The sequence below is a fragment of the Terriglobus saanensis SP1PR4 genome (assembly GCF_000179915.2).
In the GTDB taxonomy this organism is placed as follows: Bacteria; Acidobacteriota; Terriglobia; order Terriglobales; family Acidobacteriaceae; genus Terriglobus; species Terriglobus saanensis.
Map to the genome: position 1 here is coordinate 3,642,052 of NC_014963.1, position 22,562 is coordinate 3,664,613.

The 22,562-nt window shown below is 57.5% G+C and carries 22 protein-coding genes; 4 read left to right on the forward strand and 18 right to left on the reverse strand.

Features of this window, described 5'->3' with window-relative positions:
* Positions 1 to 52 precede the first annotated feature (52 nt).
* Genes ACIPR4_RS14590 through ACIPR4_RS14605 form a run of 4 tightly spaced genes read left to right on the forward strand, consistent with a single transcriptional unit; the run spans position 53 to position 4,510 of the window.
* Positions 53 to 1,150 (forward strand): helix-turn-helix domain-containing protein, encoded by a 1,098-nt coding sequence (locus ACIPR4_RS14590; protein ID WP_013569427.1) that lies wholly within the window; start codon positions 53 to 55, stop codon positions 1,148 to 1,150.
* On the forward strand, positions 1,134 to 1,643 hold the full coding sequence (locus ACIPR4_RS14595; RefSeq protein ID WP_013569428.1) for a PIN domain-containing protein: 510 nt from the start codon (positions 1,134 to 1,136) through the stop codon (positions 1,641 to 1,643). Before ACIPR4_RS14590 ends, ACIPR4_RS14595 begins: the two co-directional genes overlap by 17 nt.
* 18 nt (positions 1,644 to 1,661) lie before the next feature.
* Positions 1,662 to 3,173, forward strand: a complete 1,512-nt coding sequence (locus ACIPR4_RS14600) for a dsDNA nuclease domain-containing protein (RefSeq protein WP_013569429.1) — start codon at positions 1,662 to 1,664, stop codon at positions 3,171 to 3,173.
* 26 nt (positions 3,174 to 3,199) lie between these two features.
* Positions 3,200 to 4,510, forward strand: a complete 1,311-nt coding sequence (locus tag ACIPR4_RS14605; RefSeq protein ID WP_013569430.1) for a putative sensor domain DACNV-containing protein — start codon at positions 3,200 to 3,202, stop codon at positions 4,508 to 4,510.
* A gap of 31 nt (positions 4,511 to 4,541) precedes the next feature.
* On the opposite strand, the gene ACIPR4_RS14610 is transcribed toward ACIPR4_RS14605, so the two are convergent.
* The 18 genes from ACIPR4_RS14610 to ACIPR4_RS14695 form a co-directional block, all read right to left on the reverse strand.
* Positions 4,542 to 5,699: an HNH endonuclease gene (locus tag ACIPR4_RS14610; RefSeq protein ID WP_013569431.1), complete on the reverse strand. Its 1,158-nt coding sequence runs from the start codon at positions 5,697 to 5,699 to the stop codon at positions 4,542 to 4,544.
* Positions 5,700 to 5,721: 22 nt separating this feature from the next.
* Positions 5,722 to 8,445 (reverse strand): MobF family relaxase, encoded by a 2,724-nt coding sequence (gene mobF / locus ACIPR4_RS14615; RefSeq protein WP_013569432.1) that lies wholly within the window; start codon positions 8,443 to 8,445, stop codon positions 5,722 to 5,724.
* A 2-nt stretch (positions 8,446 to 8,447) separates the two neighbouring features.
* Entirely contained in the window at positions 8,448 to 10,379 is a 1,932-nt protein-coding gene (locus ACIPR4_RS14620) for a type IV secretion system DNA-binding domain-containing protein (RefSeq protein WP_013569433.1), read from the reverse strand.
* Positions 10,376 to 10,768 (reverse strand): hypothetical protein, encoded by a 393-nt coding sequence (locus ACIPR4_RS22775; protein WP_013569434.1) that lies wholly within the window; start codon positions 10,766 to 10,768, stop codon positions 10,376 to 10,378. The genes ACIPR4_RS14620 and ACIPR4_RS22775 overlap by 4 nt, the downstream gene beginning before the upstream one ends.
* A 175-nt stretch (positions 10,769 to 10,943) precedes the next feature.
* Positions 10,944 to 11,270 (reverse strand): hypothetical protein, encoded by a 327-nt coding sequence (locus ACIPR4_RS14630; protein WP_013569435.1) that lies wholly within the window; start codon positions 11,268 to 11,270, stop codon positions 10,944 to 10,946.
* Between the two features lie 25 nt (positions 11,271 to 11,295).
* Entirely contained in the window at positions 11,296 to 12,240 is a 945-nt protein-coding gene (locus ACIPR4_RS14635; protein ID WP_013569436.1) for a DNA-primase RepB domain-containing protein, read from the reverse strand.
* Positions 12,241 to 12,341: 101 nt separating this feature from the next.
* The gene (locus ACIPR4_RS14640; protein ID WP_041586118.1) at positions 12,342 to 12,716 is read right to left on the reverse strand and encodes a single-stranded DNA-binding protein; all 375 of its coding nucleotides are present in this window, start codon (positions 12,714 to 12,716) and stop codon (positions 12,342 to 12,344) included.
* A gap of 531 nt (positions 12,717 to 13,247) precedes the next feature.
* Complete coding sequence (locus ACIPR4_RS14645; protein ID WP_013569438.1) at positions 13,248 to 14,216, reverse strand: TadA family conjugal transfer-associated ATPase; 969 nt, start codon at positions 14,214 to 14,216, stop codon at positions 13,248 to 13,250.
* Positions 14,213 to 15,019: a VirB8 family type IV secretion system protein gene (locus tag ACIPR4_RS14650; RefSeq protein WP_013569439.1), complete on the reverse strand. Its 807-nt coding sequence runs from the start codon at positions 15,017 to 15,019 to the stop codon at positions 14,213 to 14,215. The genes ACIPR4_RS14645 and ACIPR4_RS14650 overlap by 4 nt, the downstream gene beginning before the upstream one ends.
* Before the next feature lie 174 nt (positions 15,020 to 15,193).
* Positions 15,194 to 16,111 (reverse strand): type IV secretion system protein, encoded by a 918-nt coding sequence (locus ACIPR4_RS14655; protein WP_013569441.1) that lies wholly within the window; start codon positions 16,109 to 16,111, stop codon positions 15,194 to 15,196.
* An 18-nt stretch (positions 16,112 to 16,129) separates the two neighbouring features.
* Positions 16,130 to 16,378: a hypothetical protein gene (locus ACIPR4_RS14660; RefSeq protein WP_013569442.1), complete on the reverse strand. Its 249-nt coding sequence runs from the start codon at positions 16,376 to 16,378 to the stop codon at positions 16,130 to 16,132.
* A gap of 9 nt (positions 16,379 to 16,387) precedes the next feature.
* On the reverse strand, positions 16,388 to 17,173 hold the full coding sequence (locus ACIPR4_RS14665) for a hypothetical protein (protein WP_013569443.1): 786 nt from the start codon (positions 17,171 to 17,173) through the stop codon (positions 16,388 to 16,390).
* 24 nt (positions 17,174 to 17,197) lie between these two features.
* The gene (locus tag ACIPR4_RS14670) at positions 17,198 to 17,404 is read right to left on the reverse strand and encodes a hypothetical protein (RefSeq protein WP_013569444.1); all 207 of its coding nucleotides are present in this window, start codon (positions 17,402 to 17,404) and stop codon (positions 17,198 to 17,200) included.
* 14 nt (positions 17,405 to 17,418) lie between these two features.
* The gene (locus ACIPR4_RS14675) at positions 17,419 to 18,690 is read right to left on the reverse strand and encodes a TraB/TrbI/VirB10 family type IV secretion system protein (RefSeq protein ID WP_013569445.1); all 1,272 of its coding nucleotides are present in this window, start codon (positions 18,688 to 18,690) and stop codon (positions 17,419 to 17,421) included.
* 2 nt (positions 18,691 to 18,692) lie between these two features.
* Positions 18,693 to 19,526 carry a TrbG/VirB9 family P-type conjugative transfer protein gene (locus ACIPR4_RS14680; protein ID WP_013569446.1) on the reverse strand — a complete coding sequence of 278 codons (834 nt, stop codon included), beginning with the start codon at positions 19,524 to 19,526 and terminating at the stop codon, positions 18,693 to 18,695.
* A 20-nt stretch (positions 19,527 to 19,546) separates the two neighbouring features.
* Positions 19,547 to 21,916 carry a VirB4 family type IV secretion system protein gene (locus tag ACIPR4_RS14685; protein WP_013569447.1) on the reverse strand — a complete coding sequence of 790 codons (2,370 nt, stop codon included), beginning with the start codon at positions 21,914 to 21,916 and terminating at the stop codon, positions 19,547 to 19,549.
* Complete coding sequence (locus ACIPR4_RS14690; protein ID WP_013569448.1) at positions 21,897 to 22,160, reverse strand: VirB3 family type IV secretion system protein; 264 nt, start codon at positions 22,158 to 22,160, stop codon at positions 21,897 to 21,899. Before ACIPR4_RS14690 ends, ACIPR4_RS14685 begins: the two co-directional genes overlap by 20 nt.
* Before the next feature lie 14 nt (positions 22,161 to 22,174).
* Positions 22,175 to 22,516 carry a hypothetical protein gene (locus ACIPR4_RS14695; protein WP_013569449.1) on the reverse strand — a complete coding sequence of 114 codons (342 nt, stop codon included), beginning with the start codon at positions 22,514 to 22,516 and terminating at the stop codon, positions 22,175 to 22,177.
* Positions 22,517 to 22,562: the final 46 nt, after the last annotated feature.

Sequence of the window (22,562 nt, forward strand, 5' to 3'; positions counted from 1 at the left end):
GTTTACAGTACATATGGAATATGTCAATTTGTAAACCAGTGGAGATTTGTTCATGATTGCTGATCGCGTCAGACTTGCCCGAGCAAAGGCGGGCTTATCTTTACGGGATCTCGCCTCGGAAATGAACGATAAGGTAACCGCCCAGGCCATCGGAAAATATGAGCGCGGAGAGGATATTCCCAGCTCCGGCGTGCTCATGGCGCTCTCCAAGGCGCTTGGTGTGTCGCTCAGCTACCTGCTTGATACGCAGGGCATCGAACTCTCCGGCGTTGAATTCAGAACGAAGGCGAACACCACCTCCAAAGACCGCGCGCATGTGGAAACGGCGGTCTTGGAATGGATAGAACGCTATCTGCAGGTTGAGATGATCCTCGACCTAGACAGCGCCGAATGGCACTGCCCCGTGCCTTGTCCCGTGAAGCTGACCGACATCGACGAAGCGGAGAAGCTTGCCAAGGATGCCCGCGACAAGTGGCAGCTCGGCAGTGATCCCATCCCCAACATGACGGAGTTGCTGGAAGAGAAGGGGCTCAAAGTGCTCACGGCAGAGCTACCTGACCGCGTATCCGGCTTCACCTGCATGGTCGGTCGCGGCGAGGGGAAACAGGGCCTGCCGGTCATTGTCGTTAACAATGCGTTCTCACTTGAACGTCGAAGGCTGACTCTTGCGCACGAACTCGCACATCGTCTGATTGACACCAACAGCCTGAACGACAAAGACGAAGAGAAGGCAGCGACGCTTTTTGCGGGAGCCTTCCTCATGCCGCGCGAACATCTCCTCAGGGAAGTAGGCAAGCACCGTAACGCCCTTGGCTATAAGGAGATCATTGACCTCAAACGCATCTACCGGGTCAGCGGAATGGCCCTCCTCATGCGCCTGAAGCAAATCGACGTCATCAGTGAGTCGACGCTTGTCTATGCATTTCAGTCCATCGCCCGAGGCTGGCGCACCCAGGAACCAGAGGAGCTTGAAAAAACTGGTGAGCGTGGTCAGCGGGAACGAGCACGGCGCTTTGAACGCCTTTGCTACCGCGCTCTCGCGGAGAAACTCATTTCGTTGCCGAAAGCTGCCGAACTCCTCCGGTTGCCTGCCTCGGAAGTTGAGGTAGGGCTGAAGGGACCGCAGAACGCCGATGCGCATAGTAATTAGTGACAGTAGCTGCCTGATCGATCTGCGTAAGGCGTCCCTCCTGGACGCCCTACTGTCATTGCCTTACGAATTCCTCATCCCGAACACCTTGTTTGAAGAGGAACTCATCAAGTTCACCGCCGCGCAGAAGAAAGACCTGATTAAGCGCGGCCTCAAAGTGATTGATCTTCCAGGAGAAGCTGTCCTGCGCGCGCAGGCGCATGTGGGCCGCCTGCCTAAGCTCTCAGTGCATGACGGATTCGCATTCGCGCTCGCCGAGAATCACCCCGGCTGCATCCTGCTCACCGGTGACAATGAGCTGCGAACCGCTGCCAGCGAGGCCAAGATGGAAGTGCACGGCATCTTGTGGGTGATCGATGAACTGCACCGCAACAAGATCAAGCCCGCCGCTGCATTGCTGGCCGTGCTGCAGGCCCTCTCAACCGACCCCACTGTCAGGCTGCCAAGGAAGGAACTCGCGGCAAACATCAAGGTTTATGCGGCGCTGAAATAGCCGCAGAGAATGGACATTATGGCACCCAAGAAAAAGACAGAACCGGAGAAGGTCTCTGAGACGAGCAGCAATCCCAGAGAGAAGAAGGCCGCCTATCCGGGTTCCTTTCTTGCGCCTGAGGCCATGGGGGGGATTAACGCCGGCGACGGGTTCGACTTCCAGACACGCTTTGCCGCCTGCAACGTGCCGATCTGGCTCGTCGAAGGGGCGTTTCAGCAGCTCCTGCACGAGGGTGCCGGCGATATCGACCTGCGATACAGCAAGGACGGAAAAACCTCACGCACCTTCATGCAGGTTAAGGACCACGACGTGCAGCCAGCGGAGCTGAAGGACGTCATCGAACAGTTCCTCTCGCGCGATGCTGCATCGCCGGAGGCTTATCAATGCTTCACGGTTGTCTGTCAGTCGCTATCGCCAACGCTTAGGCCCATCGAGAACGGCCTCGCCCGCCTACGCGGCATTGCAGCGTTCTACAACGATATGCCCGAGGTCCTCGACTCGACAAAACAGGAACTAGACGATCGCCTGAAGACCGTCGGCCTAGGCGACTACATCGATTTCATCCATGAGAAAGTTCATATCGATACGGGTCACGCGGACATGCATCACGATGATCGCGCCATCGCCCATTTCATCGATCGTCTGCTTCGTCATCCCGATTACGCAGAGAAAGTTCGGTCGATGGTAGCTCCCGCCTTCGCCGAGACAATGCGCAAGATCGGCGCAAGCAAAGGGAAGGTTCTTGAGCGCACCGATATCGAGAAGATCCTCTTTGAGGCAGTGACGAGCAGCATTGCCTCGGAGGAGAAGATCACGCTTTGGCTTCAGAACTGGACCAGCGAGAACTTCGAGGTTCCAGCTGACTACTCGATTGACTGGTCGGAATATTTTGACCGATCCAAGCGGCAGGTGCCGACGTCCGAGCGCTGGAATGATGAATTGATTCCGCAGCTCGATGCCCTCAAAAAGCAGATTCTAAAAGAGCGAAAGGAGCGGCTTATTCGCTTTCGCGGGAAGTGTGCTTTGTCCTCGGGCGTCGCTCTGGGCGCGATCTTTGCGACGGTCGGAGGCTGGGCATTCGAGATCCCGCAGCCGCCCGCTAAGGAGGCTTGGCGTTCCGACGCGATTGCGGCAGATGCCTATGAAATGACGGTGGAAGAGCTGGAAGGCTCTGCGGATGGAACCGACATTGTTCTTGGCCTCAATATCAGAGGTGACGGCCGGCAGGACATGGTGAAGTATGTCGAGAGCACCGGCTATATTCCACGCAGATATCTCTTCGTCTCGCCGGCGACACAGGGCGCGCAATCCATCCGTGGTGCCAGTGATGCCGTGGCCTTTGCGCGGTCCGTGAGGGAGACGCTGGGACGGAGCCTTAAAACTTATGATGTGCGCAGGACCCGTCTGTTTTTCTATGGCCCATTCGCGCTCTCAGTGTTCCTCGGCCAGCATCTGACATCGGTTGGCGAGATCCAGCTGTTTGAATATCAAGATCCAAGCTACGTCCCCAGCTGCACGCTGCGAACATAAGCCATAACGGAGGAACTGTCATAGAAATGGCCGCAAGCTTCCCTGAAGATCTTGCCACTCATGTACGCGCGCAGCTCGTGGACCGGAAGGAGCGGCCGCCAGCGCTCAAAGTTCTGACCCAGTTGTTTGAGACGATGTATTTCGCGAGTCTCAAACAGGAAGAAGCGCAGCCTATCTCCTGCCGAATCGCTTTTGTTCGACGGAAGAACCCCGATCCGAAGCCTCCCAAGCGTATCGTTGCCGATCGCTGGCAGGTCTCTCCTCTTGCTGAAGACCTTCCGCTGACCGTCAGAAACCTGGTGAAGTTATCAACCGCCGTGGACCCATGGGGATCGACCCTGGCCGTCGATGTCGACGATGACTCGCGCTTACGTATCTGGGGTCTTATCGATCAAAGCGTTCACTACAGCACCTACGTTGCGAAGGAAGCGTCCAGCGCGCCGGAAATGCCGGGGATGTTTCAGGCGGTTATCCAGGCAACAGGAGAGATCGCCGCATATAGATCAACGCTTCTTCTAGGCAGTCTCAAGCAAGACACTTTAGTGAAAAGCCAGCTGCGCGCGCTTCAAGCGGGGCCAGTCCACACGAAGCTAATGAAATCGGTCAGGCTGTTTCAGCGGCGCGTGCAGAAGGAAGTTGGCAACGAGCTTTACCGCGAGAGAGATCATTGGCCGGGCTCATTGGAACAGAACTGGATATCGACCCTTTGCAGAATCCTGATCGGTATTCATAAATACCAGCATGGCGGGGCGATTCTCATCTCCGACAGCGCCACGGGCCTGAATCCTAAATATTCCCTCTCTTACAGCCGACTCGCCGAAGCGTTATTTCGCTCCAGCGTGCTTAGCATCCGGCACACGGCATACTCCGACACCATCCATAGGAAATACCTGGACAAAGGCCTAGAGGAGATTCCGACCGATCTTTACCTCAGTGAATCAGTCGATGGTACAGAGCTGAACGATACAAACGATGAGCTAACAGGCTGTGTACGCTTCCTCGCGTCCCTTTCACGTGTTGACGGCTTGATATGGCTCAATTCCAATCTTCACCTCAAGGCCTTCGGCGTCGAGATCACGATTCGGGACGAGCCGAGCAAGGCTGTTGTTGCACGGAATCCTCAGGGCACGGAGGTCAAGAAGCTAAATATGAATCATTACGGAACACGGCACCGATCAATGCTTCGCTATTGCGCCGCGAATCCTGATAGCGTCGGATTCGTCGTCTCGCAAGATGGCGACGTTCGCGCCATTACGCATGCAAACGGCCGCGTCGTGCTTTGGGACAATATCCGCATTCAATCGCTCGTCAACGCTCGCGCAAGAAGGTCCGAATAATTCGCTGCTCAATGCTGGCCGAACAGTCAGACTAGCTGAGCGCCAGTGAGGGACGCTCTGCGAGCAGTCGCGCACGCTCGTTCATCTGTTCTCTGGTCGGCATGTAGACAGAGAGATCATGCTGCCATCGCCCATGGCCTAGCACCTCGAAGTCAACGCGCACGGGAAGCCTTTGGTCGACAGGCGTTTCCGACAGAAGTTCAAAACCGCGAACACGAGTCACACACCGCAGTGGGGTATCTTCGCTGTCCCTGAAGCTCGATTTGTCGGGAATGGCCGCCTGCCGAATGACATCGAGCTTCATCAGCAACGGCAGCCATGGCGTACCTTTGAATGCTTCCAGATATTCGAAGAAGCGAACGCCTGCCTTTGGGGCGAACACGTTCTCCCCTCGCTGCATCGATAACAGCGACCGGACCTTCTGCGGCAGATAATCGAGACCTGAAACCCGGGCAATGTTGCCTTTGCTGTCGAGATAAATGTCGTTGGTATCCGGTTGCATAGCCATATCGCTGCCCAAATTCTTCACGTCGACGCGGCGCGCGCTTATAGCGAGCGGACAGGACAACAGATAACCATTGCGGTCTTTTGATAAGGTCGGGGCCTGAGATAGCAAACGTCCGTCTCCCAACTCATCGGAGAGTATGTATTTATGCTCCAGCAGAGCCCCCGAGAAAGTGCTAATGAAACCTGCCAGCTCATGAATATCTCCCGTCACGAAATGCTTCAGATGGAGCACCCACTTCGTTTCTCCGATCGTCGGAATGTCGCCGGTACAAATGATGTCTGGGCCGATAGCCAGGAGCCCAGCCCCTATACCTTGTACTTTTCCGAGACGAAGGTCTCGACCAGAAGATTCTTCATGCTGGCGTTTCATCGCCCGCAATTCATCGGCGGAGTAGGTCACCTCGTCCCGATCGATCATGCGAGCATGATCTGCGCAGAGCCAGATCGCGTTATCTATACTCTTGCGCTCTGCCGACGTCATAGACGAGTCATAACGCCGGCTTCCCGGACCAGACGCAGCGCCACAGATATGCGCCGCCTCACCAATCACGGTGAACGAATCAGAAGATTCTTCACTCGGTCCAGCGGTGCTTTTACCGCAGCCTATAAGAGAGCAATGCCAACCCGCGCGCATCGCCACGTTTCTCTTCGTCTTCTGCGGAAAGTCATCGCGGGTTTTCATAACACTATTTTACGTAGTTCTCCTACACCTGAAAGCCCGCTCCCTGGTCGGTTGCGACCTGCTGTCCAACTTGTAGCGCCGAGGACTTCACAACATCGTGCGACAGCTTGCCGATAAGGGACGCTGCGCTATCAGTAAAGATCTGGGCATCATGCGCCCCCCGGGACACGGCCACGTATGCAAATCGTCGGTTTATTAAGTCGGCGTGAATGCTGCTATCGAGGTTCACCATGACACGCTCTGCCGTGAGTCCCTGGGAGCTATGACTCGTGACAGCGTAGCCGTGGTCGTAGTGACGCATCTGATTTGAGTCGAAGCTTACTGATTTGCCGGTATCCATCTTCACGGTGAGCGTTCCGTCTTGACCGATCTGTTGCACGGTGCCTAGGTCACGGTTTGCGACGCCGAGTTCTTTAGACGGAGCCGTGAAGCTGAGCCTGTCGCCCACAGCGAATTCCCGTTCCAACTCTCGGTAAACATTCACACCATAGAGTCGGGCTGGATTGTAAGTGACTTCAGCGCCGTCAGCCTTTTGCACGATCAAGAAGTTATCTTGAGGCTGAGTAGCGATCACCTTTGTATAACTCTGCTTATCGATGCCGATGTCGTGGCTGCCGCGCGGGTAATAGAGTACGTCTCCAACCGTATAGCGAGCGGCCCATGTTCGGTCGGCGCCGGTCATGTCGGAACGAGGTGCAAGCACGCGCATCGCGTGGCTTTCTGAGTCAACGATGCCGCGAGCCTGTAGCTCAGAACGTACCGCCTGATTGATCTGACGGCGGGATGCGTTATCGGGGGACACAACGATGGTATTTTCCGGACTGGCTGAGTAGCTTTTCGCAATCACCGCGATGCGCTGCTGAGCATCGGCAATCTCGGTGACGCGCCCTTGCTGTTCCAAAAGAGCGACACCTTCGGCGATCTCGCCGCGCGAAAGATGCTCGACTGCTTTCAGCAGTTCGGGGGCATTCCGTTGGCGCACGATCTGGTCAACCTGAGCGGTTCTCATTCCTGCGTTGACTAGCTGCTCGAAAGGCTTGCCGGCCTCCACGCCCTGATGCTGTCGCGTGTCTCCGATAAGAAGAACGCGGTCGCCATGCTCCAGCTTGTCGAGGAAGCCACGCACCTGCTTGGTACTGGCGAGGCTGGATTCATCGACCATGTACAGGTGCCGCTCGGGAACGGGCTGGCGGGCTCGCGCAAGGAACCCTTGCAGTGTGTCAGCAGAGATTCCGGCGTCGCGAAGCTGGTTCGCGGCACGGGAGGTTGGGGCAAAACCCTCGACGACATAGCCGCGTTTTTCAGCCGCTTCACGCACCGATTTTAGTAAGGTCGTCTTACCCACACCGGCCTTCCCCTCAAGCCCTTGAACCACGTCGCGAGAGGTCAAAATCTCTTCTGCGGCGGCCTTCTGTCCGGCATTGAGTTGCTGTTGCTTTTGGGTGTGTGCAACGGCTGCCTGGATGGGCATTATCTGTTCGGCGCGCCCATGTCCCTGCTGCATCTGGCGGAGGACGTCCCGCTCGGCGCGGATGGTTTCGGCGGTCGTGAACTGCCGCCCAGAGTCATGCTTCTGTCCCGGTACAAGCCGGAACTCCCCGCTAGCGATGCGTGCCTCGAACCCGGCCCGAACCTCCGCGTAGGTGGTCTCACTCATGCCGCGTCGCAACGCATCGCGGTACAGGTCACGCTCGTCCGTGACGGCCTCGCGCTCGAAGCTACGATCACGCGCATAGGTTACGGCCTGCCGTGCCGCCTGTCGGGAATCGTCCTGACCGCGTTCATGCGACTGTAGCTGGGCGCGTTCGCGCGCTTCCCGCACAACCATGTCGGCTTGGTTTCCGAACTCCGCGGCGATCTGCCGGTGTGCCACCAATACCTCTGCTGGCGAGTGGATCTGTTTGCGATCACGAGTGGAATGCGCCGCGATCTGGGCGGCCTCCGGCCCCTGATAACCGCTCTTTTCGAGATGTTCGCGTATCTGCTGGCTGCGGGGACTTGAGGCATCAAGATATTCCTGTGAATAGCCTTTCACCTCTGGTGCGCCGCTGCGGCCCGCCTCGATCGCATAGCCTAGATTGCGTAGGCGATACGTCAATTCTGACTGATAGACGGCGGTCGCAAACTGCTGGGATGCGAACAGGCCGCGCTCCTGTAAGGCGCGCGTCTGTCCATTTTCGCGCTCGGTGACATTGAAGATGACGGTATGAGTATGGAGTTGGGGAGCAGCGTAGCCGTCCACCGGACGGGCGGTGTCATGCTCGAACTTGGCGGCGATGAATTTGCCAGTGGTCTCGGCGGGACTGTTGCCGCCGATCCGGGCCTGGGTGTATCGCTCCAACTCGTTCAAGGCGATATTTACGGCTTGCCGGTGCGCGTCCCGCACTCGGTCATCGCCACCCACCAGTGCGGTAAGGGATACAGACTTGGGCGCTGAGAAGGTAGCATCCCAACCGGCGCGATGCTCTACGGGTGCGACCGATTTCCCGTCCGTGGTCTCGTATTCCTGAACGACGCGGTGACGCACAAGCTGCTCACCGGTGATCGGATGCTGGCCGTCCGCGAGACGTGCGAAGTGTTCCTCGTCAACGCCTCCGGACAGGCCGAACTTTTCGGCTAGCGCGCCGTGCCACTCGCCCAAAATGCGGTCGTCCTGCTTCCAGTAATTCTGCTCGGCCGACGTAAACTCTTTCGCGTGATACGTGTGAGCCTGCGATGCCGACAGCGGTTTTGAGATAGTCAGCATGGTCAGTCACCCAGGGAGAACCCAGTTTCGATTGGTTCATCTTCGCCTTCGAGGAGTCCGGCATCCATCGTCTTCACAGACTTCGGTGGCTTCTTGTTGAGCGTGACGGGCTCGAATGTGAGGTCGTCATCCTCCAGGGGACGCGGCACGAAAGCTGGCTGAGTGGCAGGAATATTCCAGTAGTCGAAGGCGAACCGGGAGACATGATTGCCGAGTTTCAAGAATGCGTGCCGGTCGGGTAGACCGGAGATTTCCGAGTCCAACACAAGCGGTTCAACCTGGCGCTCGACACTGAAGTTGCTGCCCGCACGCAGGCCGGTGGAGTGAGTCTCGCGAAGCCGCTCGATTTCGATTTTGCCGATGGCATTTGATACCCACTCGGCAGCCTTGGGCTCGGTGGTGCGTAGGAAAATCTTGGTCGTTGGCTGTGACAACATGACCTCGGCCAGATGTCCGTAGATCATTTCAAGTTGAGCCTTGCCCTGGAATCCGAGCACCAGAGGGTTCTTCGATTTCCGGTTTTCAGTGATGGCGGTATGAAGCTGCGGCAACCGCTGCAGGCTTGCAAGTTCGTCCAGCACAAACCACACCGGATGCTGACCGTCCTTGGGCTCGTTTAGGAGCCGCAGCACGAGCAAGTCGATCCATAAGCTATGCAGCGGCCTCAGAGCTTCACGCTCGCTCGGTTTCGAGGTAATGAAGATCCAACCTTGGCGATCTTCCGCCCATTCTGTTGCACTCCACCGGGTATGCGCCGTCTCCTTCCGGGGCAGCATTCGCAGGCTGTCCGCAATCAACCCAAGCGATGCCAGAACGCCATTGCGCTGCTGTTGCGCACCCTTCGCAATCATCATGGCCATCTCTGTGTTCTGAACCCGGCGGTCGATCTCGTCGGGGTTCGCCATCCACTCCACCAACTCCTGTGGACTCGGGCCAAAGGTCAGAAGATGGGCGAAGATTTTCTGCGGTGTCTCGGTGAAGAATTCACCCTTTTTGTCTGTAGTCGGCTGATAAAGCGAAGCAGCAATGGCCTTTGCTTCGGCACGTCGGCGCAGCTCCTCGGACGGTCCCCAATAAGGACAGCGGGCGTCCAAGGGATTCAAGATCGTGTCGTTTTTGGGATCGTAGAATCGCTGAACGAACTCGCAGGCTGGGTCGTACACGATAGCTGAGTGACCGCGTTCCCTGATCTGCAAGAGGAGCTGCATGATGAGCCTCGTTTTACCCGTGCCTGTGTCGCCCATCAGCTCGATATGCTGACCTTCGGCGCGTTGCGGAATCCGCATGAGGTCTTTGGATTCGGTCGTTCGGAAGCCAACGCCATCGCCTTTGACGGCCCGGTTGAATGCCTTCGGCGAGACCAGGACGGGGCCTTTCAGCAATCGTCCATACTTCATTTCCTTGAGCCGTCGAATGTCTTTGAGAACGGCGAACGGTAGCTGGAGAAGGAAGACTGCAAGCCCAGACCAGAGCGGGACGCGGAAGATAGCGACGAAGCTTTCGCCGTCGTAAACAAAGCGGCGCAGGTAGTCATGGAGAGGGCGGTTCATGTAGGAAACCTTGGCTCCCCGATACAGGAAGACGATGCCGGAGGCATGGGCTGCTGGGGAAAGCGCCAAGGGTATCGGCTTGCCGATGACCTGCGGCGTAGAACCTGGTTGCACATCGGCTTCGGTGACAGGCCGGGCTTGACGCTGGCGGTCGGCTACCGTAACAAGCTGATAGTCGCTGCTCTGTCGTATGGTGCCGAGGAAACCCGTTTCCGCATAGCAGGACAGGTAGTAGCGTTGTAGGGGCGTCATGACAAAAGCGAGGTGGAGGTAGACACAGAGGACGGTCATCAGGAGTGCAACGAAGACGGATCCGAAGCTGTAGACGGGATAGTGAGGCGGGCGGACGATGGTTTCTTTGCGTCCCCATTGTGAGTCGGTCATGGCTGTTCTGTTGTCCCTTCTGCATAGCTGGCGAGCATATCTGCGGCCGCTTTGCGCTTATTGGTTTTCACGTACCGGAGCATTTCTTTGAACTGCTCCGGTGTCATCTTTTCTCCGCGCAACAGCGGTTCCAACGTGTTAATGAGGAGCAAGCGAAGCGCCTGTAGCTCGACGAATAGCGGGGCGTCCTGGGAAGACTCACGATACCGGGCTGAACTTACGAGTACATCTCGTGCCCATTCGCTCGGCGCTTTACCTGCTTTTTCTGCGGCTGCAAGGCAGGCGGATTCTTCCTGTTCGGTGAGCTTCGTGCCGATGCTTTGACTTCGGCGTCCGCGTCCCCGTAGGCGTTGGGGCCTGCTTGTTTTAGCTTCGGTCTGAAGTAGCATGATGGCCTTCTCCCCGGTTACTAATGAGGAACCGAGGTCTCGGTAAGTCCACGCTTCTGAGTAAGTTCGCTATGAGGAACGAAAGTTCCTTAGCAGCTCCCTACTAGGGATGGAGTGTCAATCTTCTTCCGGTGCGCAGCACCGTTGTGGCTCTGCCACTGCTTTAGCGGCTGGATCATGCCTTCGATCCCGCCACGATTGCCGGTGCTTGTGCTGGCGAAGATGCTGCGGATGCCGGTTTCTTTACATGCGGCTCCGCAGCATCATTAGCTGGCGCTCTTCGGATGCGAAGCGCCGAAGCAGCCTGCTTCGCCTGTGGGGTCTTCAGGAAGTCTTGGAAGTCGCGATCTTTGGAGAAGACATAAGCGAGCGCCTGTTCCACGACATCGTCTGCGGACGCGTGGATGAAAGCGGCGTACTGATCGACCTGCGTAGCGATTGAGTCAGTCAACTTGATCGAGGCGCTGACCTGGCGGGTTTGGATAACTTCGAGTAGTGGCATTGCTGTTCTCCTTTGGGTAATAAATTCAGGCGACTTTGTTGCGAGCGATCATCCGCTGTGCCGTGGCAGCGATCTCCCGCGCACGAGCGGAGCAAAGTGCGGCGGGAAGCTCAGGCTGTCTGCGGCTCTCAAGCATCGCGATTACGTCCGCGATGGATGTGCCCTCCATCAGCCAGAGACGGGCCGAAGCGATGTCCACGGTGCGCTGGGCGTAGTAGGTGGGATTGGGCTTATCGGAGCGGTGCGAGGCCAGCTCCAGCGTGAGGTTCACGGCGTCTTTACCGTGGGCAAGCTCACGCGAAACCCAGGCCCAATCATGCTCGGAGTTGGTCTGCATATCCCGGCGTATCGGCTGCTGCGGGGTAGGTGGGATCATGCAGGCTTCGCGAAGGACATACAGATGAAAGTCGTCCGGCTGGTAGGTCGCATCGGAGAGGTACTCGACGGTGACGAGCTGTGCGGGATCGTACTTGCAATTCTTGAATCCGGGGATACGAAGAACGCGGTTACAGTCCGTGCAGGAGATGTCACCGTGGAAGGCCATCGCGAGGAGCTTGAGCGTCATCTCCTGGGTGTAGAAGTCGAAGTCCTCCACGCGCCACAACACCTGGTACTTGCCTGCCGATGTGGAGACAATTACATTCGGTTTCGGCACAAGCTCGGAAGCCCGGAGCGCAGCGAGCCGGGCTTCTCCGTTCACGTCAATGTCGATATAGAGATGGCGAATGGAAGCGATGCAATCCTTGGTGCGCTTCCGGCTGCCGGCGAGCAGCGGATTGGCAGACACATAGATATTCGCACCGTAGTGGTTTTCATGAGCGAGCCAGCCACGGTAACGGGGTGCGAGCGCACGTTCCAAAGGAACGATGCGTTGCTGTGTCTTTGCGGTGCTCTCGTTGCGAAGCAAGAGAGCGATAGTGTCTCCCGGAGCGAAGCAACGGGTAAGAAACTCTTGGGCTGTTTCGTTCATGTGGATACCTCTAATCCGTCCGTACTCCGAGCCCGATGCCACGGGGCTTAGCAGCCGAAGAGCCCGGCTCGATGCCGGACTCTCAGCTACTGAGGAAGGGCTTATGCGGCCTCTTCCTCGGTGGACTCATCCTCGTCCTCCGCTGCCGCTTTGGCGGCACGGTCCAGCTTGAGAATCGAGTTCACCCGGATCTCCCAGATGGTCACTTCGGTGTTGGTCTTCGTGCTGTCGTACTTCCGGCTGCGCAGTTCGCCTTCGACCTGGATATGAGCGCCCTTCTTGAGCGTGGCGGCGAACTCACCGAGCTTGCCGAAGATCACGCAACGGTGCCATTCGGTGTGCTCGATGTACTTGCCGTCCTTCTTATAGGAAGACTTGGTTGCCAGCGAGAGAGTGGTAAGGCTGCGGTCGTTGTTGGTGCGAACTTCTGCATCAGCGCCGGTGAATCCGATGAGGGTGACTTTGTTTGAGTACATGGTGGTGATCTCCGTTTCGTTGAATTTCCCGTATCCTGCTCGGGTCACACTTGGCAAAGCCAGCGAGTGGGCCCGGCTCCCAAGTGCCAAGGAGTGCTTTCTTGGCGGGGCCCCAAAGAAGTTTGCGCGGTGTTCTTTGCCGCGGCTCTCAAACTTCTTTTGGGAGGAACCGAGACCCCGTAGGGGCGACTTAGTCGAAGCAGAACGACGCCGAGCCGCAGGGCGCCGGTTTGGCCCCGAAGCGTGACCCCGAGCAGAGGACGGGATACGAGGCGGAAGGGTCCCCGATGCACCGAAGTCAAACTCTCGATCTCGGCGCTGAATGTTCGCCCAAACCGCAGCCCATCTCATCGCCACAAAGACTCCATAGAAGGACGGCTCAGAGCACTCGCCGTTGCGCTCTCGGCGATGCCGGAACGCCACGCTGGGCGCTTTTAGAGACGAGTTGGGCTGTGCAGCCGATTTGGCAGCATGACGGTACATCGGAGTGACCTCGATTCGGATTGGGTTCTCTAGCTGGAAGCCTGATGCTCAGGCGGCGGAAGCACGATAGATGTCCTCCGTCTGGAAGCTCTGGTCTGCGTGGGTGTATCCGTTCACGGTAATCAGCTCGCGCACCCGGCGGCGGCCCGTGGCGTCGCGCTCGCAGTACAGAACGAAGTCGATGGCCTCCGCTGTCTCGGAGCGTATGAATGCGTGATTCAAGTTGGCCCGCGCACTCAGGGCCAAATCAGAAAGCCTATTCAGGGCATCCCATGCGGACTTTGCGTGGATGGTGGAGAGCGTTCCGCCATGCCCGGTGTTCATCGCTTGCAGGAGGTCATAGCCGCACTCATCGCGTATCTCACCCATGATGATCCGGTCAGGACGATGCCGCAGAGCGGCGGCCAAGAGTTGGCTCGGAGTGATGGCAACCTGGCCCGGAATCGCCTCAACAGCCTCCCATCGGACTGCGTTGGCATGATTGACTTTCAACTCGGCGGGCTGCTCGATGACCACCAGACGTTCATGCTGTGGAACATGGTCAAGCAGCGCCTTCATTAAGGTCGTCTTCCCCGAGCTGGTTCCACCGCTGATAATGCCGTTCTTTCGTTCGTTGATGAAGCCAATGACTTTGTCGCGAACCGGCTCGGGCAAGCTGCCAGCAGCGATCAACTCATCGGAGGTGTACCAGCGGTTGAATTTGCGAATGGTAAGTGTCGGTCCATTGATCGAGGATGGAGCGCCGACTACGGCCACACGCGAGCCGTCCGGCAAGCGTGTATTCAGGATCGGATTCTGACTGGTCAGATCCTGTCCTAGCAGGCGAGCGACGCGCTCAATGGCCGCCCGCAAACGGTCGTTTGTGTAGGGCGTGGAGAGCGGGATGTGCTCGACCACGCCGCCACGATCCGCGAACACTCCCGTCGTCCCATTCACCATCAGATCGGAGATGGATGGGTCCAAGAGGAGCGCGCGCAGCTCCTCTGGGAAGAACGGGAGAATGAGGTGAAAGCTCATCGCACCGCTCCCGTGACAGGCTGGGCGACGGCATTGGGGTTTACTCCAACGCCACCGGACGTAATGGGGTCCACAGACACACGGTTCTCGTGGAACTCCGTGATGGTCAAGCCAAGTGGATTGATGAACTCATACTGCGGGTAAATTCTAGACTGATCGCTGACCTGCTTCGGGTTCAGGTAGTAGGTGATAGAAGCCAGCCAGTGCTCCGTGCGGGGATCATGCGAATGCTCTTCGGAGAAGAGCTTATCGAACGTCACCAGCGCCGTTCCCCGCGCGATGCGAACACCCTGCACGGTCTCTTCCGACATCGAGGTGATGGTCACATTGCGAACCTGCACGTCGCTGGATTCGACTTGCCCGCCGACTACCTGAGAGACAAGATGACTCTGGTTATCCGTGCCCATCAACTGCGAGGCAAGCGGCTGCGAAAGGAAGTAGTAGTTCAACGGATACTTCTTCGCAATCGTCTCCCGATTGATGGTGTAACGGTAGTTTGCCCAATCGGTGAGATACGTCCGCACCTCACCTTCGCGTGGACTGTAATTGAGGTCCGTGTATTGGATCGCCTGAGCGCGGCCCATTTCGTCGATGCGGATGTAGCGGTCGGCAATGGGACGGTGCGCCAGCGCGAAGTTTAGCCATATGGAACCGCAGAGTAGAACGGTTCCACAGCCAATGATGAGGCGATAGGCTTTGCGCTCGGCATAGTGTGAAGAATAAACCTCGTTGCCGATCTGATCGGCCATCATCGCTTGCGATGGCGTGAGGGCGTGGTCAATGGGTACTGTGCGCGTGGACATGATGCGGTTCACTCCTTCCCGAGACGGCTTTGAAAACGACGTAGGCGTAGATCAGCCCTGCAATCACTACTCCGATAAGGAAGAGTTTGAGTAGAGGCTTGACGACTCCCCGGCCTAACCCCAATGCTCCCAATGCATCACCGATTGAGCTTCCGTTCCCGTAATTCCACATAGCTACACGCCTCCAGTGATTGCGAGCGTCCTGACGATATTCCCGACCGCCTGTTGGCCTGATGATGCGAGTCCCGCCGCACCGCCAAAGATGGCCTGCGTCATGCTCGGAATGAACAGCATGTTAATGATGAACGCGACGAAAACCATCAAGCAAGGGATTAAATTGGCAATCCACATATCCATTGAATAATTGCCGTTAAAGGTCTGCTGGAGGAATCCGTTCATGAATCCTGCCCAGACATAGATGAACGCTGCAGCAACAGCCCGAATCATGGCGAAGCTGATAAGCACGTCGAGGAAATGAAAGAACTTCGCCTTGAAGGTCTGTGTCATGAGCAACGGCACAAAGACAGGGCCAAAGAGTGCGGTCACACCGTAGAGGATGAAGGCGCTGCAATTGATGACGAACAGAATGGCGGAGGCGAGTCCAAGCATGATCTGGACAAGTACATAGCAGAGGATCTGAACCGGCGCGGTAAAAGACGGCATTGACGTCCCATCGCCAGCGTTCTTGAGCAGTTGGAGTAACTGGTCAAGCGATTGCTGATCGAACGCTGCGACCATCGCTTGTGCGATGTAGCTGAAGAAGTGATTGATACCGAAGCTTGCGCCTGGGAACGGATTCACCCAATAGTTCAGCAGCAGACTGCACACGATAAGTTTGAGCAGGAAGTGGGTGAGGTCGCCGGCACGCACGGGATGGTGGTGCAGGCGGAATGTCATCGTACTGGTGTTCCAGTTGATGACCATGTTCACAAGGGTGAAGAGGGAGATGCAACTCAGCTCAGTCCAACCGAGCTGAGTCAGTGCGCCGCCGTTCTGTGTCGTGAGATTAGTCAGGTTGTTTGTGAACTGGTAGAGCCAGTCCATGCCCGACGATGCGGACGGCAGTGCTTGTGCGAGAACGGCGATGCTCATGATGGTCCTCCCGAGAGATTAGGGAATATAGCTTTTCCAGGTCTTGCCTTCGTTGCCAGCAGCCGAATTGTGCCGTTTCTTGTTTTCTTCAACCTTCTTGCGGAAGGCCTCGTCTTCCTGCCTGCGGCGCTCAGTATCACGCTGTTGTTGTTCGAGGAGTGCCGCAGCCTTGGCGGCCTCATGGTGTTGATAGATCGCGGCGCTGGCGATAGCGGCCAGCACCGCAAGGATGGCAATCAACAACTTCGTGTTGAGGATCTTCAGCATGGCTCTCCGCTAAGGCAAATACGTCTGCCAGGTGTTGCCTTCGCTCGCGGCGCTCATGTCGTGCGCTGCGTGCTGCGTCTGAACGAAGACGGCGGTGTTGAGGTCAGTAGCAGCGGCGTTCCGCTGCTGCATGTTGGCGACAGCCATCTGCGACGCGACGCACGCTTGCAATACGCCCTGTGACTGCATCTCGGAGATCTTCTGGGCTTCCGCCGCGTTGAGCAGATTCAGTTGCTGTACTTCGCTATTGGTCGAGCTACCGCCATCGAGCTGGTTGGCTGTGAGGCTGCTGTTCGCAGTTGCGTTCTGAGTCCGTGCGGCACGATACTGCCCTACGGCGGTAATGCAGTCCGGCGACACCGAATCGGACATCTCGATCATGGCAAGCTGCGAAAGCTGCGGGCTCCCCGGAGCCTGGCTACCGATGTAGGTCGGCAGGTCAGAACTGACCGGGACAGTCGCAGCCGTCCATCCAGCCGTCGAAGCCGACGGCGAGTTGCTGTTAAGCGCCGTCGTCATGCCGTTGGTCTCACCGAACATATTCTTGACGTTGGCATTTTTGAGGGCAGTCAGTGTGGTTTGCCACTGCTGCTTGATGGAGAAATGCTCGATATTGTTTTTGAGCATCGTGTATTGCGTCTGAAGCGTGGTGAGTTGCGATACCAGACTGGCATAGCTGGTCGGGTCGAAGACGATATCGCCGATCCCGAAGATCGCAAAACTCGGCGTGGCGGTCAGCAGTAACAGACCGCCTCCGAGAAGCCACTTGCGACGGTTCTTGAGTGAAAGCTGCATAAAAACCTCCGATTCAGAGAAGGGTTAGAAGCAACGGGGATACGTCGGATCGAGCCGGTCCAGAGAGAAGTCATGGAACCCGCTGATGAGGTGGCCGACGAACTCTAGGACGGCACCGCCACCACGCACAAGCAAGGAAAAACCTCCGTTCGCACCGGCGACTGAGAGTGCGAGGATCAGCAAAGCCGTGAGGAGAAAATGCTTGCGCGGACTGGCGATGGATGGATGCACAATGCCTCCTTTCGTTACAGGGTGGGATCAACGCGATGTTCTGCGTAAGACGGGACGAGGATGTCGCGCCCGATATAGACGCGGGCGCGGGAACCCTCTTTTAGGGTGATGATCGGAAGCCGATTGAGGAAGTGATTGAGCACCTGTTCGCCTTCCGCTGCGGTCTGTTCCGAAATGCCATTGCGAATCTGCGTGGAAGGATTAAGCACCGTGCCGCTGTTACCGATCTGCGCCAGGCCACCGAGTCCGCCGATGGCGGCAGCAGCGCCGAACGCCGTCAGGTATCCGTGGTCCACCTTCGTCGCAAGGCCAGCGGTGCCGATCTGGTCCAGACCAAGATATTTATCGAAGTCGAGCGAGAACCCATCGGGGCAGACGGCCCGATGGAAGGTAACGAACATCTTCCGCTGCTGGGCATTGCCCACGCTCTGCACGGTGCCGATAAGGCGCGTGCCTTGCGGCATTAGGAGTTGTTGATGGTCGTGAGAGTAATAATCCGTTGTGAGCATGACGAGGATAGGGCCGGAGAGTCCGCCGTCGATATGGTTCGTGACGACGCCCTCCAATACCGTGCCCTCAAAGATCCGATAGAGCTGCCCCTGGTACTGGTCGAAGGTGTAGGAGGACATCGCATCAGACTTGGCCGTCGAAGCGGACGCGGCATCCTTAGCCGATTGCCTACCGGATGTATCTTCAGCAGATCCCTTTTCGGGGCCGTCTGCTTTGGTGGACAGAACTGCGGTCGGCCCGGTCGATCCCGCATGTGAGAAATCAATCGCTAGCGTATCGCTGTTGAGTGCATCCTGCTGCTGCTTTTCGATGGCGAGTCTCTTCTGCTTCGCTTCGGCCTGGGCTTCTGAGACATTGGAAGTACGCTGCGGAGCATTGCTGCTTCCTCCGTAGATGGCCTCCCGCTGCGCGGGAGTCATCGATGCAGCAGTTGTGCTTTCAGGGCCGGGCACGCTCTGTTCCTGCTGAAGCTGCTGCATTGCTGCTGCGAGTGCCTGTTGTCTTTGCCGTTCCTCGGCATCATGCCTTGCCTGCATCTGCTGCTGCGTCTGAAAACTCGACACCTGCTGGGCATTGGGCGTCGTCGGGCTCATGGTCAACGAGCTCGCCGGGGCATTCTTCTTGGTTCCACTCAACAGACTGGAGAGATTGGCGATGCCGATCAAGCCGACGATCACCACCAGCGCAATGATGACGGGCATACTCTTCCGGAGCGGCGGCTTTGCCTCCGGCTGTTCGGGGACTGTGGCGGAGATGTTCTCATTTGGCTCTGGCATGGTTACCTCCCCTCTGTGCTGCGATGGAAGTCCACCCGCTGTTTGCCGATGGCGAGATAGCCTGAATCCACTTCCTTCGGCACGGTGTAGAGGCCATTCGAGAAATCGAAATTGATGAGCGACGGTTGTTTGTCTTTCACCTCGTATAGCGCGGGCGTTTCCTGAAACTGGCCGCGCAAATAGGTGAACTTGTCATCGCGCCATATCTGCTGCAGTCCAAGTTCTTTGCCTTTCTTCTCGTCCCATAGGTAATCGAAGTGGAGTGAGCCGGGATACTGGCTCCGGTAGGTCTCTTCCTTCGCCTGCTGCGACTTCAGCGTGGCTGCCTGGGCGGCCTGCGCGGCGGCGGCCTCTTGCTTTGCTTTGTCGAGTTCGGAAGCCGGCACGAACACAGGCAACTGCGCCAGACGGTCTTTTGCAGCCTTATCGCCGGGTTCGATCAGCACCTTGGAGTCGTAGTGCGCATCGGCATCATCCGAGATTTCACGCAACTGGAGCGTGTACTCGTTGCCGTGGTCGGAGACGATGTGGATGTCCGTCGATCCGTTCGCCGTCTTCGGCTTCACGCTGATGAAGCGCGAAGCCACATGACCGCCGTCGAAAACCCAATCGACCGTATCTCCAGCGAAGACGTTAGCGACTTTCTCCTCGGCGGGCAGGACGATCAGCGTGGACTGCAATAGACCCGCACGGATCACAGGCGGAGTCTGCGACTCCGAGACAGTCACCGTGCGCGGCACGCTGGGCTGAAGAGGATGCGCTGGCCCGGTCGCGTGCAAAGATACCGAGGCCAAAGTTAGATTGAGTGCGACGGCGATGGGAACGAGTGGCTTCATGGTTCCTGTCCTTTCTGCGGTTACTCGGTATCACCCTGGGCAAAACGATCTATGCCCTCGGTGAGTCCGTACTTGGCAATGAGCTTGGAGCGACGAACCCGGTCTTTCGGCTTGGTGGAGAAGGCTGCATAGCTACGGTTGTCCAGATTCAGCCGCACAACTTTGGTCAGGCCGTCGCGGCGGATGTACAGCGCTTCCCGGTCCTGCAAGCTCTCGAAGAGAGCGAGCTGCTGCTCGTTCATCTTGAACAGCTCGACGTACCGCTTTCGATTGAACGTGGCATCGCGCAGGAACAGGAACGAGGTGCAGGAATTCACGATGCTGTCAGCGTTCGCCCCGAGATCTTCGGCGGACTGGCCGATCATGGTTACTCCGCCAAGGTTCTTGCGGACGGTCTTGATCGAAGCCAAAGCAGCGTCCAAGAGCTGCTTGTTCTTCATCGAAGAGAAGACCTCCTCGATAAGGATGTGCTTGGGGACACCCAGATTGGCCGGGTTGTAGAGCACATCGTTGATGCGTCGCAGCAGCCACACCATTAGAGGCTCAATCAGGTCGGCATACTGAGCGTTGTTCACACCCTGGAAGTCGAAGCACTGCACACGAGACAACGAGAGGCTGTCCTCCACATTGTCGAAGATCGCGCTATAGACTCCTCGGCCAACCCACTTCGACAGATATCGGTCGAGCTTCTTGGGCAGGTAAAGATTGGAAAGGCGGCGGTTCGCGGGATCGAGCAGGTACATATCCTGAACCGCCTTGTGGATCACGTCATCATCTTCTGGCTCCAGCTCCGCGCCGCCGTTGGTGAGCAGCAGCTTGATGAAGCTATAGAGGAACTGGATGTTGCTCTCCGTTGGTTCGAGCGTGAACGGGTTCGCGCGCGGGCCGTCTTTGCCAATGCGGTCTACGCGGCCACCGTATAGTTCGACGACGCTTTCATAGCTGCCGCCGATGTCGAAGATATAGGTAAATCCGCCGTATTTCTGCTCATGCGCGATGGTGGCATTCCCGGTCATGGACTTACCGCTGGCCGTAGGCCCGAGGATGAGCTGCACCCGCACGCCATCCACATAGGCATCCTGAAAGAAAGGTGTTCCCGTCCGAGTCTCGAAGACGTTCAGATACTCCGCATCAAGGTCATCGGAATAGGGGTGACCGAGGTTCGGGGCGAAGATAGAGGACAGCCGCGCGTGGTGGTCTTCCGCCATCCACATCGGAAAGACATTGAACTTCCCATTGCCGGGGAACATCGCGTAGAACGCGGAGAGGTTTCCCAACGTCTCTTCCATGATCTGTGCGCGTGCTTCTACGAAGACGCGATGCACAGCGGGAGATAGCGAGTGCAACTCAGCGACGTTACGTGCGGCGACAAGCAAGCGGAGGGAGTATTCGCCCTGGGATTTCTTATCGAGCTCGCGAATCACGTCGCCGAGGTCATCGACGGCATTATTGGCGGCTTTCGCGCCAGCTCCGGTATCAAGCGATGCCGTATCCTTGCCCGCCATGACGCGGGAGAGCACACCAACTTTGAAGAACGAGATGAACTTCTCTTGCTGGTCGATCTCATGCCGTGCCGTCGCCGTTGACTTAGGCCGCCACGTCGAGCACAGGATGCTGTCACAGTCGAGCTTGAGCAGGTCCGCGAAGAGACAGGGACGCGATGCCTCCGGCGTCGTCTTCAGCGAATACATCTGCACGTATCGCCTGCCGATGCGCAGATGATCGCTCTCCCACGACACGGGGTTCTGCACGATCTGACGGTCCACGCCGGTGTCGCTGCGGAGTTGTCCCCATTCCGCCCAGTCCTGAAGGTTGAACAGATAGCTGAAGAACTGAAACGCAGCCTGCTTGTCCAACAGGCTAAGCCCTATGGTGCTGCCGAGATTTCCGGCAAGCAAGGTGGCTGTCTTCTCAAGCTCTGCCAGCATCCGCGACGTTGCGACGGCGTTCTCCGGCGGCCTGCGGTCGAAGGCTTCGACCTTGGATGGTTCCAACGTAAGGCACCAACGCAAGTCAATTCGGCGGAAGGCCGCGGTCTGCTGCAGAAACTCAAGTCGGTCACGTACAAACCCGTGCGTAACCGGATTGCTGTAACTCTGCTGACGGGGTAGATCGTACCCAGAGCGAACGCGCGCGTACTGGTAGAGACAGCCGCCTTCCGGCAGCCCACGCAGTGCGCCTTCGATCATGCGAAGTTGCGACTCAAGCTCTTGGTCGGTCAGGCCCTCTTCGTCCACACCGGAGAGCGCAAAGAGGCATCCATAGCCGCCGCCCTTCAGCGCAAAGATGTGGTCGCTGACAAAGCGCGCAATCGGGACGATGCTGCACGCCGCGCCCGCCTTGGCGAACCACGGAACGTATTTTGCTTGCTCAGTGCTTGCGCGGGTCATAGTAGCTCCGCTGGTTGAGGCTCAGGCCCCAGAGCTGAAACATCTTTGGGTGTTTACGGATGATGAGCCACGCGCCAAAGGCCAGCGTTGGGAACGCCATCATCGCCAGAAGTCGGAACCCAACGAGGAAAACCGCAACGCAGACGAATACGATCGCCATCCATGCCGTAAGATCGAGACCAAGCTTGGCTCTCGGTCGATTCAGCGCTTGATTGATTGCCTGCGGTTCTCCTCGCCGAGTCATATCCGATGTACCTCCTACATCGACTGCCCGGTCAGCGAGCCGATCCAACCGGCTCCCCAGCCGAGAACTCCAGCGCCAAACAGCGCACCGAAGAGTCCTGGAATGGCATCTTGAAATCGCCCACTCATCATGCGAATGCCCGCAAAAATGAGCCCGCCCAGACAGATAACGGCACCAGCGTACATGGCAAAAGTTTTGAAGGTTGTCATGAGCGTTGTTGCGCCAGAGAAGTCCATCGTTCCCTGGGCGTGGGCAACTCCGGCACAAGCGAGGGTGAAGAGCGCAGGCAGAAGCGTGCGCCCAACTTGGAGGAAACCCCGCGTAAGCGAGCTACGACGATACGAATTCAGTGACATAGGTAATCTCCTGATGGCGGTTCTGCTTCGCCATGTCACGAAAGGT